15 protein-coding genes are annotated in these 15,563 nt (G+C 56.7%); 9 read left to right on the top strand and 6 right to left on the bottom strand.

Annotated features, from left to right (window positions below; all coding sequences use genetic code 11):
* Positions 1-23 precede the first annotated feature (23 nt).
* On the bottom strand, positions 24-1,220 hold the full coding sequence (gene dusB / locus CIK74_RS13580) for a tRNA dihydrouridine synthase DusB (protein ID WP_229677035.1): 1,197 nt from the start codon (positions 1,218-1,220) through the stop codon (positions 24-26).
* 102 nt (positions 1,221-1,322) lie between these two features.
* On the opposite strand from dusB, the gene CIK74_RS13575 reads away from it, so the two are divergent.
* From CIK74_RS13575 to CIK74_RS13550, 6 genes are all read left to right on the top strand, one after another.
* Positions 1,323-1,790, top strand: coding sequence for a hypothetical protein (locus CIK74_RS13575; RefSeq protein ID WP_141392963.1), 468 nt, complete (start codon positions 1,323-1,325; stop codon positions 1,788-1,790).
* Between the two features lie 2 nt (positions 1,791-1,792).
* Positions 1,793-3,457: a DUF5671 domain-containing protein gene (locus tag CIK74_RS13570; protein ID WP_096256723.1), complete on the top strand. Its 1,665-nt coding sequence runs from the start codon at positions 1,793-1,795 to the stop codon at positions 3,455-3,457.
* Between the two features lie 369 nt (positions 3,458-3,826).
* A complete protein-coding gene (locus tag CIK74_RS13565) occupies positions 3,827-4,972 on the top strand; it encodes an iron chelate uptake ABC transporter family permease subunit (protein WP_240520545.1) in 1,146 nt (381 codons plus the stop codon).
* Positions 4,969-6,051: an iron chelate uptake ABC transporter family permease subunit gene (locus CIK74_RS13560; RefSeq protein WP_096256722.1), complete on the top strand. Its 1,083-nt coding sequence runs from the start codon at positions 4,969-4,971 to the stop codon at positions 6,049-6,051. Before CIK74_RS13565 ends, CIK74_RS13560 begins: the two co-directional genes overlap by 4 nt.
* Positions 6,052-6,107: 56 nt before the next feature.
* A complete protein-coding gene (locus CIK74_RS13555; RefSeq protein ID WP_096256793.1) occupies positions 6,108-6,935 on the top strand; it encodes an ABC transporter ATP-binding protein in 828 nt (275 codons plus the stop codon).
* 77 nt (positions 6,936-7,012) lie between these two features.
* Entirely contained in the window at positions 7,013-8,002 is a 990-nt protein-coding gene (locus CIK74_RS13550) for an ABC transporter substrate-binding protein (protein ID WP_170947884.1), read from the top strand.
* 249 nt (positions 8,003-8,251) lie between these two features.
* Here the strand turns inward: CIK74_RS13550 and CIK74_RS13545 are convergent, their stop codons facing one another.
* From CIK74_RS13545 to CIK74_RS13535, 3 genes are all read right to left on the bottom strand, one after another.
* Positions 8,252-9,238, bottom strand: coding sequence for a DMT family transporter (locus CIK74_RS13545; protein ID WP_229677033.1), 987 nt, complete (start codon positions 9,236-9,238; stop codon positions 8,252-8,254).
* A gap of 96 nt (positions 9,239-9,334) precedes the next feature.
* A complete protein-coding gene (locus CIK74_RS13540) occupies positions 9,335-10,261 on the bottom strand; it encodes a GNAT family N-acetyltransferase (RefSeq protein ID WP_096256720.1) in 927 nt (308 codons plus the stop codon).
* Between the two features lie 5 nt (positions 10,262-10,266).
* Positions 10,267-11,652, bottom strand: coding sequence for a glycine--tRNA ligase (locus CIK74_RS13535; RefSeq protein ID WP_096256719.1), 1,386 nt, complete (start codon positions 11,650-11,652; stop codon positions 10,267-10,269).
* 201 nt (positions 11,653-11,853) lie between these two features.
* Between CIK74_RS13535 and CIK74_RS13530 the strand changes: the two genes are divergently transcribed.
* Positions 11,854-12,081, top strand: a complete 228-nt coding sequence (locus tag CIK74_RS13530) for an RNA-binding S4 domain-containing protein (RefSeq protein ID WP_105678708.1) — start codon at positions 11,854-11,856, stop codon at positions 12,079-12,081.
* A gap of 70 nt (positions 12,082-12,151) precedes the next feature.
* Here the strand turns inward: CIK74_RS13530 and CIK74_RS13525 are convergent, their stop codons facing one another.
* Entirely contained in the window at positions 12,152-12,817 is a 666-nt protein-coding gene (locus CIK74_RS13525) for a dienelactone hydrolase family protein (RefSeq protein ID WP_096256717.1), read from the bottom strand.
* Between the two features lie 201 nt (positions 12,818-13,018).
* On the opposite strand from CIK74_RS13525, the gene CIK74_RS13520 reads away from it, so the two are divergent.
* Together CIK74_RS13520 and CIK74_RS13515 are read left to right on the top strand one after the other, a co-directional pair.
* Entirely contained in the window at positions 13,019-13,408 is a 390-nt protein-coding gene (locus tag CIK74_RS13520) for an SHOCT domain-containing protein (protein ID WP_096256716.1), read from the top strand.
* Between the two features lie 48 nt (positions 13,409-13,456).
* Positions 13,457-14,323 (top strand): SGNH/GDSL hydrolase family protein, encoded by an 867-nt coding sequence (locus CIK74_RS13515; protein ID WP_096256715.1) that lies wholly within the window; start codon positions 13,457-13,459, stop codon positions 14,321-14,323.
* 92 nt (positions 14,324-14,415) lie between these two features.
* Here the strand turns inward: CIK74_RS13515 and CIK74_RS13510 are convergent, their stop codons facing one another.
* Positions 14,416-15,561: a homoserine O-acetyltransferase gene (locus CIK74_RS13510; RefSeq protein WP_096256714.1), complete on the bottom strand. Its 1,146-nt coding sequence runs from the start codon at positions 15,559-15,561 to the stop codon at positions 14,416-14,418.
* Between the last annotated feature and the right edge of the window lie 2 nt (positions 15,562-15,563).

Below are 15,563 nucleotides of genomic sequence, written 5' to 3'. Positions count from 1 at the left end.
GACCTTTTGGGTCACTCGCTGACTTATCCACCGGAGATGTCTAACTCAGCGGCCTTAATCATCACTCGGTGCTCGTCACTCATCTCCCGAGTGGACAACCATCCGTCGGGTAGGTGAGTTTTCTTCGGCGTTCCGGCGCGGCCGCGAGTTCCTTCTGCGGCCGTACCCGGGTAACCCAGATCGAGATCGAGTTCATTCAGCAGTTCACGCAGTCGTTCCAAGGAAGGCACCTGCGCCAGCTGTGAGCGAATGTCGCCACCGACCGGGTAGCCCTTAAAGTACCAGGCGATGTGCTTGCGAATATCGCGCATCCCTTTGCCTTCATCTTCAAAGAATTCGGCCAGCAGTTCCCCGTGACGGTACACGGTATCGGCGACCTCACGTACACCGGGACGGAACCGATCGGCGCGGCCTTCGAAGGCTGCCTGTAGGTCACCAAACAGCCACGGACGACCCTGGCAACCACGGCCAATGACCACTCCGTCTACACCGGTCTGTTCGACCATCTCGATCGCGTCTTCGGCACTGAAAATGTCGCCATTGCCCAAGATTGGCATATCGGGTATTGCTTCACGCAGGGTGGCGATGGCTTCCCAATCAGCCTTGCCCGCATAGTACTGACGCGAGGTGCGCCCGTGCAGGGTTACTGCGGCGGCGCCGTGGTCACGAGCGATCTTGGCTGACTCGATATACGTCAGGTGATCGTCGTCGATGCCTTTGCGCATTTTGATGGTCAACGGCACCTCGCCCTTGGCGGCCTCCGAGGTGGCAGCTTCAATGATGGAGGTGAACAGATCCGTTTTCCACGGTAGCGCCGCTCCCCCGCCCTTGCGGGTCACCTTGGGAACCGGGCAACCGAAGTTCAGGTCAATGTGGTCCGCTCGGTTCTCGTCGATCACCATGCGCACCGCGGCGCGCACGGTGTTCGGATCCACCCCGTAAATCTGGATGGAACGGAAGTCTTCATCCGCGTCATGGGAGATGATGCGCATCGATTCGGTATTACGTTCTACCAAAGCGCGTGCGGTCACCATTTCGGTGACATACACGCCACCACCGTATTCGCGGCACAGTCGACGGAACGCCCGGTTAGTGATGCCTGCCATCGGAGCCAAGATCACCGGTGTTTCAATGGTGTGCTTGCCCAGTTGCAATGGAGGCAGTTCGAGGGTCGGAACGTCGGTCGACGTACTAGTTTGGGTGGGAGAAAGAATCGTCACTAAACAAGTATCTCAAATATGAGCAAATCGCGGGTGAGATCTTTATCAATTCGGAACATTTCATTGCTAGGTTATTCACCTTGGAAACGGCAAAATGAGGGTATGACAAGTAATTTTTCACGAGTGCGCTGGGTCTTAGCAGGCTTAGCGGCGCTATGTGTGGCGTTGGTTATAGCCGCGCTGATCTCGGTGGCACTGCGCCCCACTGCTCCGCTACTTCCACCGAATACCCCCGAGGGGACCATCCAGCGTTATGTGATGGCCATCGCGGATGGAGATTTCGCCGAAGCGAAGGGGTATGTGAAAAATTCTGCCGCCACCGGGCTGTGCGACCCCTACTCGGTGGACAGTCAAGACCTGAACCTTGACCTGGTCAATACGTCGGTCAACGGAAACGGTGCCGTGGTCACCGTGCACTTTGTGGAAAGCTCCAGCGCCTTTGGTTCCCTGCTCGGCATGGGAAATTATCCAGAAACCTTTGAACTGTCCAAGAGTGGAAATGAATGGCGGATTACCTCCGCCCCGTGGCAGGTCACCCTGTGCACCGACGAAGAAATGTCCGGGTACTGAGCATGAGCACGTTATCCGCCCCCCGCTCAAATCAGGTAGTCACCAGCCTGCGTCAGCTCATCTTGCATGGGTTGTTATTCGTATTGCTGATGGTGCTCGGTTCGGGCCTGTCCACCCTGATCACCATGGCTCTTCGGGGGTTTGTCCCCACCTATCCCGGCTCCTCCGAAATCGCGATCGGCCTGTCCTTCACTCTCATTGCCGGGCCGTTGGCCTGGCTCTTATGGCGAGACCTGAAGGAAAAAATTGCTACGTTGCAACCGGCCGATTCGGCGATCTGGACGCTACAGGCCGCGTCGGTCTACGTCATCTCCCTGGCCATGTCAGCGGTGTCCTTCCTGCGTCTTTGTTCCGAACTGATCAGTCCGACACGCGCCGCCGACTGGCAACCACTACTGGGTGCCGCGCTTGGCTGGGCGTTGATTTTCATCTGGCAATACCGGATCCTGAAAAGCCCCAAATTTGCGCCGACTCAGCTGCCTTCCCTGCCCGGGGCTTTGGGCAGCGCCTTCGCTCTGGTGCTGTTCGCCCTGTCAGCGGTGGTGCTGGTGGAGCTAGCTTTGGACGAAATCATCTCACCGCAACCAACGCTGATCGGCCCGGCCTCGGCACTGCCAAGCCTCTTCAGTGCCACCGCGTGGACTGCAGGCGCCGGATTGTTGTGGTGGTGGTTATGGATCGTTCAGCGGGTTCATCAGGCAGTGGACGAATTCACCGACTTCCTCTTTGTTTTGCTCTTCCTCGCGATCCCGGGGGTTCTGACCCTCTTGAGCGCGTGCCTGCTGCTCGGGCTGGTACTCCCACTACCGGGTACAGCCGGTCTCTTCTCCGAAAACTTGTCGACCCGAGCCCCGCTCCTGCTCGCTGCGGTTCTGGTTGGCCTGATGGTTTGGACCTATCATCAGGCCAAGGGTGCCTCGCGGCCCGCACGAGTCGCCGAGGCTTCACGCCAGCTCATCAGCGGTGGGGCGCTGGCGCTCGGTGCCAGCGGTCTTGGCATGGTGATCAACGCCCTGCTCGCCGGCCTGGCGACCAGCTATGCATCGGAAACTTCAAACAACGTCCTGCGCTATGGCCTCGGCCTGCTGATTGTCGGCGCTATCGCGTGGGTCTATTTCTTCCGCCCTCAGCGAGCGTCAGACCCCGCCAGCCGGCGGGTATATCTGGTGTTGTTCTTCGGTTGCAGCGCCGTGGTGGCGTTAATTTCCTTGCTGGTCATCGCCTACCGGGTATTTGAATTCTTGCTGGTCACCACCGGCTCGGGAAGCTTACTGGACTTAGTTCGCGCACCCTTCGGTTGGCTGATCGCCACCGTGGCCGTGGCCGTGTATCACTTCGCTTTGTGGCGCTCGGACCGCGCACGCATGTCTACCGAAACTCCGCAGATTCCCACACCGTCCGCGGCATCTACGCCATTAAAGACCTTGATGATTGTGGCGCCATATGGCTGTGAGCCGCTGATGGATGAACTTCTAAAATTGCATTCCGCGCAGCTTCACTGGATACCCAGGGTCGGCCAGCCACCTGAAAAAGAGAAATTACTGGCGCTGATTTCCGAGATCTCCACATCGTTCACTACCGAACCGTCCGGTTTGATGGCGGTGATTAGCCCCTCTGGCGACATTGAGTTCATCTCTCTTGCCGCGCCGCCGGTTCTAGCTGAATAAAATTTCGCCAAGGTTTTCTCCTAACGACCACCCGTCATCGCTGCCATAAGGCTGCGATGGCGGGTTTCGTTTTCTCCAGCTGGCTATTCACCTCCCATCAGCGAGCAAAGAGTTGGCGTTTTTCGGACTGTTCTTGGGTTGGTCTTCTTGAGCAAGTTGCCATAAATCAGGAAACTTGACGCTCCTTTTGGCGCAGGATCCAATTCACCGATCGCCGACACTGCGTACTCCCTCCGCGCATTCCCGCTCATTAAACCCATAGGTCTTTGGTCTGACGGCCGTAATCGTGAAATACAAAATAATAAAGAGATGATATCGTGTGCTTTTGTGCCACTAAATAGGTGAGCACAACCTAACCGAAGGGGCACGATGCGCGCTCAACTGCAGATCTCCAGTGGCTCTATGGCCGGCCGGGACGAGGACCCGACTGCTCTGAGCGCCATTGATGATCCGTCACGACAAGAGCCTCCAAGTGCCCCCGAAACCGATTCCGAACCAGAACATGCCGGTCTAGCCACCAGCAATGCAAAACGAATGCTTGGATTTGTCCTGGCTATGCTGGCCCTCAGCTTCTGCGTAGTTCTGTCGCTCGCAGTCGGAGCCAAGTGGATTGCCCCCGTGGATGTCTTAAACAGTGTTCGTGGCATCGGCACACCAGAAAATATGGTCATAGTTAACGATTTGAGAGTCCCCCGTACCCTGGTTGGGCTCCTGACCGGATTGGCGCTGGCCGTAGCAGGAGCTTTAATTCAGGCACTGACACGCAATCCCCTTGCCGATCCGGGGATCCTTGGAGTCAACGCTGGTGCCGCATTCGCAGTGGTGATCGCCGTTGCCGTTTTCGGACTCGTGAGTATCACCGATTACATCTGGTTCTCATTTGGCGGGGCAATCATCTCAACGGTGCTGGTGTATCTCATCAGTTCGCGTGGCCGTGCCGGAGCTACCCCGATTAAGCTCACGCTCGCGGGAGTCGCGCTGGGAGCTGTACTAGGCGGTGTCTCAAGCGGTATTACCTTGCTCAACCCAGAGGCTTTCGACCGAATGAGATATTGGGGCGCTGGGACATTAAATAACCGGAGCATGGAGATGGTTCTGGTGGTACTGCCATTTATTCTTCTCGGCATCTGCCTGGCGTTTTTCTGCACCCGGTCGTTAAACGCGATTTCCCTGGGCGATGATCTGGCCCAGGCGTTGGGGAGCAACGTGCAACGGACCCGAATAACGGTCATCGTTGCCGTCACCTTGCTGTGCGGCGCGGCAACGGCCGCGGCTGGCCCCATAGGCTTTGTTGGATTGATGATTCCGCACATTGCTCGCTGGATCGTCGGTGCAGATCAGCGTTGGATACTGAGCTACAGCCTGGCGTTGGGTCCGGTTTTACTGTTGCTCGCGGATGTCATTGGCCGCATAGCGGTTCCACCGGGCGAATTGCAGGTAGGCATCGTGACCGCGTTTGTCGGCGCCCCGGTACTAATTTTGCTGGTCCGGCGTAAGAAAGTTAGTGGGCTATGAGCATCGAGCCGAGCATCAAATATCAGGCGCAACGGGTAAATTTCGGTCCCAGCCAAATTATTCTTGCATCGCCTAAGGGCCGCTTTTCCATCCGAATGCAGCGTCGTTCCGTGGTTGCCGGCGTCGTAATTGCCGCGGTCGGCATGGTGCTAGCGCTGTGGTCCTTGGCTATGGGGGAAATTAGTTTCACGGCCGCCGAGCTGCTGAACACGATCTTCGGCAATGGCACCGCAGCAAGCGAACGAGTGGTGCTCTCGTGGCGCCTGCCACGGGTTGTCATAGCCCTAGCCCTCGGCGCGGCCTTGGGTGCTAGCGGAGCCATTTTCCAATCGCTGACTCGAAATCCTTTGGGCAGCCCGGACATCATCGGTTTTAACACCGGAGCATATACCGGCGCTCTGGCAGTTATTTTTCTTGCCGGCGGAGGGTACTTCCAGATCGCTGCCGGAGCCTTAGCCGGTGGCCTGATCACTGCGGCGCTGGTTTACCTGCTGGCCTACCGCCGCGGGTCACAAGGTTTTAGATTAATCATCGTCGGCATTGCGTTTAGCGCGCTCCTTGCATCATTTAATTCTTGGCTGATTATTCGTTCGGAGCTGGAAGAAGCGATGTCTGCCGCCGTTTGGGGTGCGGGCTCGCTTAATGCCATCGGGTGGGAACAGGCAAAGCCTGCGTTGCTCGCAGCCATCGTATTTTTTATTGCGGCCGCCATGATTGCCCCGAGAATGCACATGCTGGAGTTGGGAGACGATGCTGCCAACGCCCTGGGTATCCGGGTTGAACGATCCCGTCTACTGCTAATGGTTGTCGGTGTAGGACTCACCGCACTGGCGACAGCTGCGGCCGGGCCCATCTCTTTTATTGCCCTCGCGGCGCCCCAAGTTGCCCGTCGGATAACTCGCAGCGCGGGTGTCCAGCTGGGTTCTTCGGCCATTCTGGGTGCAGTATTTCTGCTCCTCAGCGATGTGATCGCCCAACGCATTGTCCCTGATACGTCGCTGCCGGTTGGGGTCGTCACGGTCAGCGTTGGTGGGGCTTATTTGATCTGGCTATTGCTCCGGGAAGCGAAACGAAATTGAGAAAGACGAGTGAATTGATACAAGCTGATCTGCCGAAGGTAAAGAGCCACCAGCACATCATTAATGCGGAGAATCATGAGGATTTAAGTACTTCCCGGTTGAATGGGCACGATCTGACTCTGGGCTACGAACAGCGAATTGTCTCCCAAGGACTCGACGTGAACATTCCCGATGGTTCTTTTACCGTCATTATTGGGCCAAATGCCTGTGGGAAATCAACGCTTTTACGCGCGCTTTCGCGTCTGCTTAAACCAGTGGCGGGACAGGTGATCCTGGATGGAAAACCCATCCACAGGTTGCCGGCCAAAGAAGTAGCCAAACGATTGGGATTGCTACCCCAATCCTCAATTGCCCCGGAAGGAATCACCGTCGCAGATCTCGTTGCGCGCGGCCGGTACCCGCATCAGAAATTGCTCTCGCAGTGGTCAGCGGCCGATGAGCAGGCGGTATTGGAGGCCCTGCAGGCCACCAAAACCGGCCCCCTGTCCCACCGACTGGTCGATGAACTTTCCGGCGGGCAACGTCAACGAGTCTGGGTTGCGATGGTGCTCGCGCAGCAGACTCCCCTGCTGCTTCTGGATGAACCGACCACATACCTGGATATCGCTCATCAAATAGAGATCATGGAGCTATGCCGACAGCTCAACCGCGGCAATGGGCACACCGTCGTTGCGGTACTGCACGATTTGAACCACGCCTGCCGCTATGCCAGTCATCTGATCGCCATGAAAGACGGCAACGTCGTGGCAGCGGGGGCACCTCGAGAGATTGTTACCGAAGAACTCATTCACGAAGTCTTCGGGCTTCACAGCCAGATCATCGAGGATCCCGTTTCACGGACTCCCCTGGTGATCCCCTTGGGCGAATCCGGCAGCTGGGATTAAGCACACATCTAGAAAACAAGCCACACATCAGGCGGTCCCAAAAAACCGCATCGCATCACATGAAGGAAATACCGAACATGAATGGTTCCACCCGAGTCAAGCTACTCGCAACTCTTGGCCTTGCCGCCGTCATCGGGCTAACCAGCTGCGGGGCGCAAAGCATGAGCTCCACGCAGGACGACCCGTCGTCAAAGGCTTCGCAGGACGCTTGGTCATTTACCGACTCGTCCTATCAAAAGACAACCACCCTGGAGCAGGCACCGGATTCGATCGTCGTCGATTCCTACTCTGCTGCCGCCTTGTGGGATTACGGGGTCCGTCCAACGGGCGTCTTCGGATACGGTCTGACCGAAGACGGCGGACTATCGGTAGGCAATGCGGACGTCAGCCAGATGACCATCATCGGCAAAGACGCAGAATTTAATCTGGAGAAGCTGCTGTCTTTGGACCCCGACGTGATCATCGGCTACGGCAATGCCGAGGGCACGGGTTGGACGTGGTGGGATGAAAAAGTACAGTCCGAAGCCACCTCCACTGCTCCATACCTGCCCATCAAATCGGGTGGACGCCCCGTCCAAGCGGTCATTGAAGACTACGCAGAGCTCGCAAAAGCCCTTGGCGGAGACACCAATTCCGCGTCAGCCGTGCAAGATAAAAAGGAGTTCACCGATCGGCTTAGCACCCTAAAAGAGATTGCGGAGCAAAAGCCCGGGCTGAAAATCATTGCACTGAACGGTTACGACGACCTGTATGTCGGACAGAAAACCATCGGCCAGCTGGCCCTGCTGGAAGACCTCGGATTCGAGATCACCGGCCCAACTGACACGAGCGCATGGGCCTCACTCAGTTGGGAAAAGGTCGGCGATTTTCCCGCAGACGTGGTGCTGAGCTATTCCGGGACGGCGGAACAGGTTAAAGATCATCCGGTGTTCTCCTCACTTCCAGCCGTAAAGGCTCAACAAGTTGTGGAGTGGGATGACAAACGCCCATATACCTATGGAAGTTACGTGCAATGGTTCGATCAGCTGATCGATGTCCTCCAAGACGCCAAGGCTCTGAACTCCTAACGGCTAGGGGGCCCAGCTTTTGCTGAGATCAAGGCAGTGGCGGTTCCCGAGCGGGTCAGCGCTGAACCGTTCCGGAATCGCCACTCGTTGCTGGCATATCCCCTGCCACCTGTCCGGTTTTGCGCCTCGATGACTGGCTGCCCCAAACGCACAAGCCGGCACGCTACATCATCGATGAAGTAAAAAACTGATAGCCCCGCAACGGAAAACCCGGCCAACTTCATTCGAACCGAGAAGCCAAAAGTCAGCCTAGCGGCGGCGTGTCTTGGCACTTCCGCCGCCGCTGACCGAAGCCAGGCCAACCGCCAGCAGGGTGAGCACGGTACCGGCAACGGTGGCAAAACCTATCTGCGAACCTGCGGTAGGCACCACCACATCAAGCAGCAGCGACCCGAGCAGCTGACCGCAAATCATGCACAGGCCGGTAAAAAGCACTCCCAAATGCCGGACCATAAAGGCCGAGACTCCAATAAACACGCAGCCAAGAAGCCCTCCGATGTAGTACCACCACCCAGTGGGGAAGGCCCCGTCGGTCGAGACCAGAGGCAACCGGACCAGCAAGATCAGCCCCAACATCAGCGTGCCGACCACAAAGTTCATCAGGGTTGCGGTCAACGGATTTCCATAGGCTTGGGCTTGCACCCCATTGGACGCCGATTGATAGCCCATGAGCACTCCGACGATAAGAGTAAAAATCATCGGAAACAGCAGCGAGCCAAGTTCCACGTCGGTGATGATTCGGGGACTGACCGCCCACAGCACCCCCACCAGGGTTAATAGCGCACCGATCAGCCGCAAGGCACTAATTTTCCGCGGGCCCGCCGGCCCAAATCCAAACCGATCCACAACCATTGACCCCATGGTTTGACCGGTCACCAGACTCACCGTAAACAGCGCCACACCAACTATGGGCACCGCAGTGGACTGACTGACCACCACAAAGGCACCGACGGCTCCAGCGCCCAAATACCACCAAGGAAACCGACGCTGCGCAATGACCCTCGGGATGGATTGGGCGGCCCGGCGAGGCCCGGGAAACACCAAGTGAATGAGCGTTAATGCCACAAGCCCCACCACAAAACTGACAAGCGCCGCGGCAAAGGGGTCGTCAAGCTGCACCCCCAACGCACCATTAACGCGGCTTTGAATCGGCATCAGCAACCCGGTAGCCACCGCGATGATCAGATATGCCAGCTTTGTCCCTGGGCGCAAGGCCGGGCTTGCCGTTTGATTCACTACTCAGTCTTCCTCAAATTTGCTACACAAATTTTGTGCAGGGAGAACAAAAACGGGACCAGTTCACACAATGAATTGGTCCCGTTTTTGGTTGGTTTAGCTACTGTGGTCGCTCGCCAGAATATGCGTCGTCGAGATGACCGTCGCCTGCTCCACGCTTGCCAGTGCATCCACCAAGGAAGAGAGCACAAACATCGAGGAGTCGACTTCGAGCTTGACCGGGTATTGGTACACCAGCATGGCTACCAGGTCACGGATCGACTCGGCAACCTGATCATCGCTGTATTCCGGGTTGAAGCCCACCAACACGTCGGTTGGTGACTCTTCGCGCGCCGGAATGTAGCTGATCGCGAAGGCCAAGATCTTGCCGCCGTCAACACGTGGCCGGTCACGCAACACGATAGCCCCCTGGGCACCGGTGCGGTCATCCAGCAACATCTTCTGTGCCGAGCCCAAGGTCATCTTCGCCGGGTCCCACTGGTGGGTAGCGTTGTAGAAGTCCATCACCAGTTTGGTCAGCTCGACGCTGCCGGTGGCGATGTCCTCGATCACGCGGTCATTGGTGTCAAACACCGGTTCGGCCAGCGCACCGGGTTCAACAATCACGTCACGCGAAACCTGAATCTCACCCAAACCCAGCGCGGCGCAGAAGCCCTGTGCCGCGGTTGCCGGGTCCCCGGCAGTAACCGTGTAACGCGACTTCAGCTCGGTGCTCTGCCCCGCAGGAATCAGTTCACGTAAACGTGCCACCAAAGCCGTGCCCACACCTTGTCGACGCTGCCCCGGAGCCACCTCAACATAAAGCCACAAACGCTGCGGGTGCAACGAGGAAGCAAAAATGACGCCGGCGCCGATGGCTACCGATTCACTGGTCGCCACCAACGTGCGGGAAAACGGCGAATCGCTGTTCTCGCGCAGCATCGTGCGGTCCTGATGGGCGTGCGGGGACAGCGGATCACCAAAGAGCTGCAGCAGTTCGAGGTCATCGCCCGAACGCCAGGGACGAATCTCTAGGTCGCTCATGCGCTCTAGGCTCCGTTCAGACGCTCGGATAGGTAGGTCGTGACCTGGTCCAAGGCCACGCGTTCCTGCGCCATGGTGTCGCGTGATCGGATGGTCACGGCCTGGTCTTCGAGGGTGTCGAAGTCCACGGTGATGCAGAACGGAGTACCGATCTCATCCTGACGGCGGTAACGACGGCCAATAGCCCCGGCATCATCAAAGTCGATATTCCAGCGCTTGCGCAGCTCCGCGGCCAGGTCCTTAGCCTTTGGCGACAACGATTCGTTGCGCGAGAGCGGCAGCACGGCGGCCTTGACCGGAGCCAGACGTGGGTCCAGCTTCAGCACGGTGCGCTTGTCCACGCCACCCTTGGTGTTCGGTGCCTCGTCCTCGGTGTAGGCATCCACCAAGAAAGCCATCATGGAACGGGTCAGACCGAAGGAAGGCTCAATGACAAAAGGTACGTAGCGTTCGCCCGATGCCTGGTTGAAGTAGGACAGGTCGGTGCCCGAAGCGTCCTTGTGGCTGGTCAGGTCGTAATCGGTACGGTTGGCGACGCCCATCAGCTCGCCCCATTCCGAACCCTGGAAGCCAAAGCGGTATTCGAAGTCGATGGTGCCGGCAGAGTAGTGCGCACGATCATCTTCGGGCACATCAAACTGGCGCAGGTTTTCTGGGTTCAGGCCTAGATCCAAGAACCAAGCCCAGCAAGCATCCACCCAGTGCTTGAACCATTCATCGGCTTCTTCTGGTGCGGTGAAGAACTCGATTTCCATCTGTTCAAACTCGCGGGTGCGGAAGATGAAGTTACCTGGGGTAATTTCGTTACGGAAGGCCTTGCCAATCTGGCCGATGCCAAAGGGTGGCTTCTTGCGGCTGGCGTTGAGCACGTTGGCGAAGTTCACAAAGATACCCTGGGCGGTTTCCGGGCGCATGTACGCCATGCCAGCCTCGGTATCCAGCGGACCCAAGAAGGTCTTCATTAGGCCGGAGAACTGCTGTGGCTCGGTGAACTGGCCTTTAGTTCCGCAATCTGGGCAGGCGATTTCGCTCATGCCGTCTTTTGGATCGCGACCCTTCTTCGCAACGAATGCCTCGATGAGGTGATCCTCGCGGTGGCGCTTGTGGCACTGGGTGCACTCAATGAGTGGATCGGTGAAGGTCTTCACGTGGCCGGAGGCTTCCCATACTGCCTTAGGCAGGATGATGGACGAGTCCAGTCCCACCATATCTTCGCGCCCACGCACAAAGGACTGCCACCATTCGCGCTTGATGTTTTCTTTCAGCTCGGTGCCTAGTGGCCCGTAATCCCATGCGGAACGGGAACCACCGTAAATTTCACCAGCCTGAAAAACGAATCCGCGACGTTTCGCGAGGGAAATAACCTGATCAAGCTTGGACTGTGGCGCCATCTTCAACTCCAAAGGAAAGTACGAGGCCGCTGGTTGCGGTCCGTAGGAAACACATACCGCTTAAGCCTATCGCGTCCATCTCGTGGGGCGCACCCTTCTCGGGTGACTCAGCACCGTCTGTACTGTGTTTGATCCGCCACAAAAGCCGGTGCGTGGCTGAAAAGCATTCACAGTCCCTCCTCGATGCGAGATGATGGAACCATGGCAAACTCCGAGGTATTCCCCATTCAGATCCGTGACGAATCGATTCGCCTAGGACAGCTACTGAAGCTGGCGTCCTTAGCCGAAGACGGAATTCACGCCAAACAGTTGATCGAAGACGGTCAGGTACTGGTTAACGGCAAGATCGAAACTCGCCGCGGTGCCCAGATGCGCAATGGAGACACGATCTCCGTACGCGGCGAATCGGTAGTTGTCGAAACCGCGTAGTTCAATTTATATTCTGCGCTTGTGGCGGTGTCTTGTTTTATTGGAGACACCGCCACAAGTTTTTGTAAGATTAAACTTCTTGCTCGGCCTCGGTTTTCAGGACCACGGCGCTGAGAAATTCATGTACGTGAGCCATCTCCTGCGCATTGACCGAGTGCAACATATTTGAGTAGAGCACCTTGGTGAGATGAACGTCGGTGGTTGCCCATCCATGGGTGTACTCAACTTTTTCCGCCGTAATCACCGGATCTTCTTGATCGCGTCCCCAGAAAAGTGGCTTGCGCAGCTGGCGAAGCTTTTCGTCGTTAAAGAAGCCTGTTCCTTCTTCGGGAACGGCAAAACCGGAGAGTCCCACGACGGTTTTGATGGCCTCCGGCTGATAACGCAGCAACGAAGTTGCCACGGCCATGCCCATAGAGAACCCAAGCAAGCTCACCGAGGAATGTTGCTTGCTAATTGGCTCTAGCCAACTCCACAAATCCGTGATTGCTGATTTCACTTCATTAAAGGAGTAATCCAGATCTTGCATCAGTGGGAACCAGGTGAAACCCGGCCCCAGTGCTTGAGGTGCACGCACGGAGACAATCGTGAATTCCTTGGGCAGCATAGGAGCCAACCCCATGAGGTCTTCTTCATTGGATAGGTAGCCGTGCAAGAGCACGAGCAACGGTGTACCCGCCCGTTCTTCCTCGGGACGAGACCAGATAACTGTAGGATTCCAAGTTTTTTCGTTCACCCAACAAGTCAACCAGAATCTTGCGCACTTTGATCCGCAATAGTGGTCACAAGTCTTTTGTTGCAATAGCGTAAACTTCAAAAATCATCTTACATTCTGTTCATAAACATGTTTGACTAGTGATAATTATTCAAATACGCAGCACCAGCGGTCATAGATCTTTGTGGTCGACAGGGGCCAACTCGCAGAATTACGGGACTCATGGACGAGATGGATATAACACAGCTGATCGATTCTAATGAATTGCAGGATTTCGGTTTCATCGACGAAGACCCACTGGGTGGTTCAACTTTCGTGGAAACGACCTTTAGCGCTATTCCGTTACTAACGGGAATATTTGCCGTGCTCTTTATCCTTTTCGTGGGCTTCATCATTTACATCGCAGTTCGAAATTACAAGGCAACCAGAAAAGCGGGATTTGATCCATTCACCCTACAGACAGACGTCGCCACCCGGTTGGCTCGCTCGCAGATGCTAGCTCCGAAGAAAACTACGGAACAGAAACTATCCGAGCTAGACGATCTGCTTACACGCGGAATCATTTCTCGCGAAGAATATACGCAAGCGCGAAGCCAAGCGCTGCGCGATTAATTGTTCTCATCCGTTGACATAAAGTTACCCAAGAGTAACAATGTAGGAGTGTCTGAAAACCCAATCTCCGGCCCGGCAGCCCCACCCCAAGAAGTACATCATCCATGGCGGCGTTACGTTGCGCTCGGAGATTCTTTTACAGAGGGAATAGGTGACCCCGATCCGCACAATCCGGGAAGACATCGTGGGTGGGCTGACCGCGTCGCCCAGCAATTAAGTACCACCGTTCCGGATTTCGCCTATGCAAACTTAGCCATCCGCGGACGGCTAATCAATCAAATAGTTGCAGAACAGCTTGAACCAGCAATCGCGCTTAAACCGGATTTGATCAGCATTTGCGCGGGCGGAAATGATGTCATCCGGCCCGGCGGCGACCCGGATAAAATCGCCGAAAAGCTAGATGGCGCCATCAATGAGTTAAGTGGCACTGGGGCCACCATTGTTTTACTGACCGGCCCGGACATTCGCGACACCCCGGTACTTGGTGGGATTCGTGGCAAGGTCGCAATTTACAACGAAAACGTCCGTGCCATCGCCCAACGTCATGACGCAGTCGTGGGAGATCTCTGGGCATTGAGCGAGCTGCGCCAAACACAAATGTGGGATCCGGATCGCTTGCACTTTTCCCCCGCGGGCCACCAAGTGATCTCCGCAATGGTGCTCGATGCACTGAACGTTCCCCACGAACGCGTCATGGACGCGCAATTAGAACACGCAACCCGAAGCTGGCGCGAAGCACGAATTGAAGACCTGCAATGGGCTCGCGAGTACTTTGGTCCGTGGATCCTGCGCAGGATTCGCCACCAGTCTTCCGGTGATGGAGTTAGCGCAAAAAGACCGCTTCCCACGCCCTTCGCCGTGCAGCCGCCGAATGCCTCGCTGGGTGCTGGAGATAGCGCTCCCGGACAAAAATAAAGACACAAAACAAATGGGACGTGGTTTGTTGCACCGATTACTGGTGCGAAAATCCACGTCCCAAATGTATATGACTGCTTAGTTTTTAGCCCTTAGTCATCAAAGACTAGGGCGGTCAGTACCGGTCCAAGTTGCTTGGCGTCCGTCAGGAAACCGTCATGTCCAATCGGTGAATCGATGTAATGCACCGGCTTAGGCTTCGGCAACGAGGCGGCGAGCAGTTCAGACTGCGCCGGGAAGTACAACCGGTCGCTGTTGACCGCGGCGACCACCACATTCACCTTCTCCAGTCGAGCCAGCGCAACCGTGAGCGATTCGTAACCGCGCGCCACGTCATGGCTCATCAAAGCCTCGGTGAGCACCAGGTAGCTATTCGCGTCAAAACGATGAACCAGCTTGGTCGCCTGGTGATCAAGATAGCTTTCCACCTGGTATCGGCCGCGTGGGCCGCGTGTTGTAACAAACGGCTGTTCGCCGGTCTGCGCATTACGCGCAAACCGCGCTTCAAGCTCAGCCTCCGAACGATAGGTAATATGCGCCAGGCGTCGAGCCAGGCCCAATCCGGCATCCGGGCGCACTCCGTTGGCATAGTAGTCGCCCTGCGCAAAGTTGGGATCGAGGCGAATGGCCTCGGTCTGCACCTGCGCAAAAGCGATCTGTTCTGCCGTGGCTTGCGCCGTGGAGGCCATCACCACCACGTTCTTTACGCGTTGCGGGAATTCAACCGCCCATTCAAGGGCTCGTGCCCCACCCATGGAACCGCCGATGACCGTATGCCAGGAGTGCACCCCGAGCAGGTCGGCCAACCGCGCTTCGAGGCGCACGGAATCCTTGATGGTAATAAAGGGGAAGCGTGAACCCCAGGCGTTGCCGTGCTCATCTGGCGAACTAGGTCCGGTGGACCCATTGCAACCACCGATGATGTTGATGGCCACGACAAAATACTTGTCGGTATCAACAGTTAGCCCGGGGCCGACAAAATCTTCCCACCAGCCCGGGGTCTGCGAATCTCCGCGCGATACGTGCGCATCACCGGTCAACGCGTGCTTCACCAGCACCGCGTTGGTCCCCTCCGCGTTAAGCTGGCCCCATGTTTCGTAGGCCAACTCGATCTGCGGTAGGTAGCCACCGGTTTCGAAGGTGTACTCCCCCACGAACGCACGACGCAAAATGCCGTCTTGCCCGTCGGTAAGTTCCTGCGATGGCAGAGTTTCTTCGGTAGTCACTATGGATGCCATGC

The sequence above is a fragment of the Glutamicibacter sp. BW77 genome, from assembly GCF_002332285.1.
Classification (GTDB): domain Bacteria; phylum Actinomycetota; class Actinomycetes; order Actinomycetales; family Micrococcaceae; genus Glutamicibacter; species Glutamicibacter bergerei.
Note: the sequence above shows the minus strand (reverse complement) of the source record. Positions and strands in the feature narration are given on the sequence as shown.

Bases quoted from the DNA above. Each gene is read 5' to 3' on its own strand.
- CIK74_RS13575 (WP_141392963.1), top strand. From the start codon at position 1,323: ATGACAAGTAATTTTTCACGAGTGCGCTGGGTCTTAGCAGGCTTAGCG.
- CIK74_RS13570 (WP_096256723.1), top strand. From the start codon at position 1,793: ATGAGCACGTTATCCGCCCCCCGCTCAAATCAGGTAGTCACCAGCCTG.
- CIK74_RS13565 (WP_240520545.1), top strand. From the start codon at position 3,827: ATGCGCGCTCAACTGCAGATCTCCAGTGGCTCTATGGCCGGCCGGGAC.
- CIK74_RS13560 (WP_096256722.1), top strand. From the start codon at position 4,969: ATGAGCATCGAGCCGAGCATCAAATATCAGGCGCAACGGGTAAATTTC.
- CIK74_RS13550 (WP_170947884.1), top strand. From the start codon at position 7,013: ATGAATGGTTCCACCCGAGTCAAGCTACTCGCAACTCTTGGCCTTGCC.
- CIK74_RS13540 (WP_096256720.1), bottom strand. From the start codon at position 10,261: ATGAGCGACCTAGAGATTCGTCCCTGGCGTTCGGGCGATGACCTCGAA.
- CIK74_RS13535 (WP_096256719.1), bottom strand. From the start codon at position 11,652: ATGGCGCCACAGTCCAAGCTTGATCAGGTTATTTCCCTCGCGAAACGT.
- CIK74_RS13530 (WP_105678708.1), top strand. From the start codon at position 11,854: ATGGCAAACTCCGAGGTATTCCCCATTCAGATCCGTGACGAATCGATT.
- CIK74_RS13520 (WP_096256716.1), top strand. From the start codon at position 13,019: ATGGACGAGATGGATATAACACAGCTGATCGATTCTAATGAATTGCAG.
- CIK74_RS13510 (WP_096256714.1), bottom strand. From the start codon at position 15,561: ATGGCATCCATAGTGACTACCGAAGAAACTCTGCCATCGCAGGAACTT.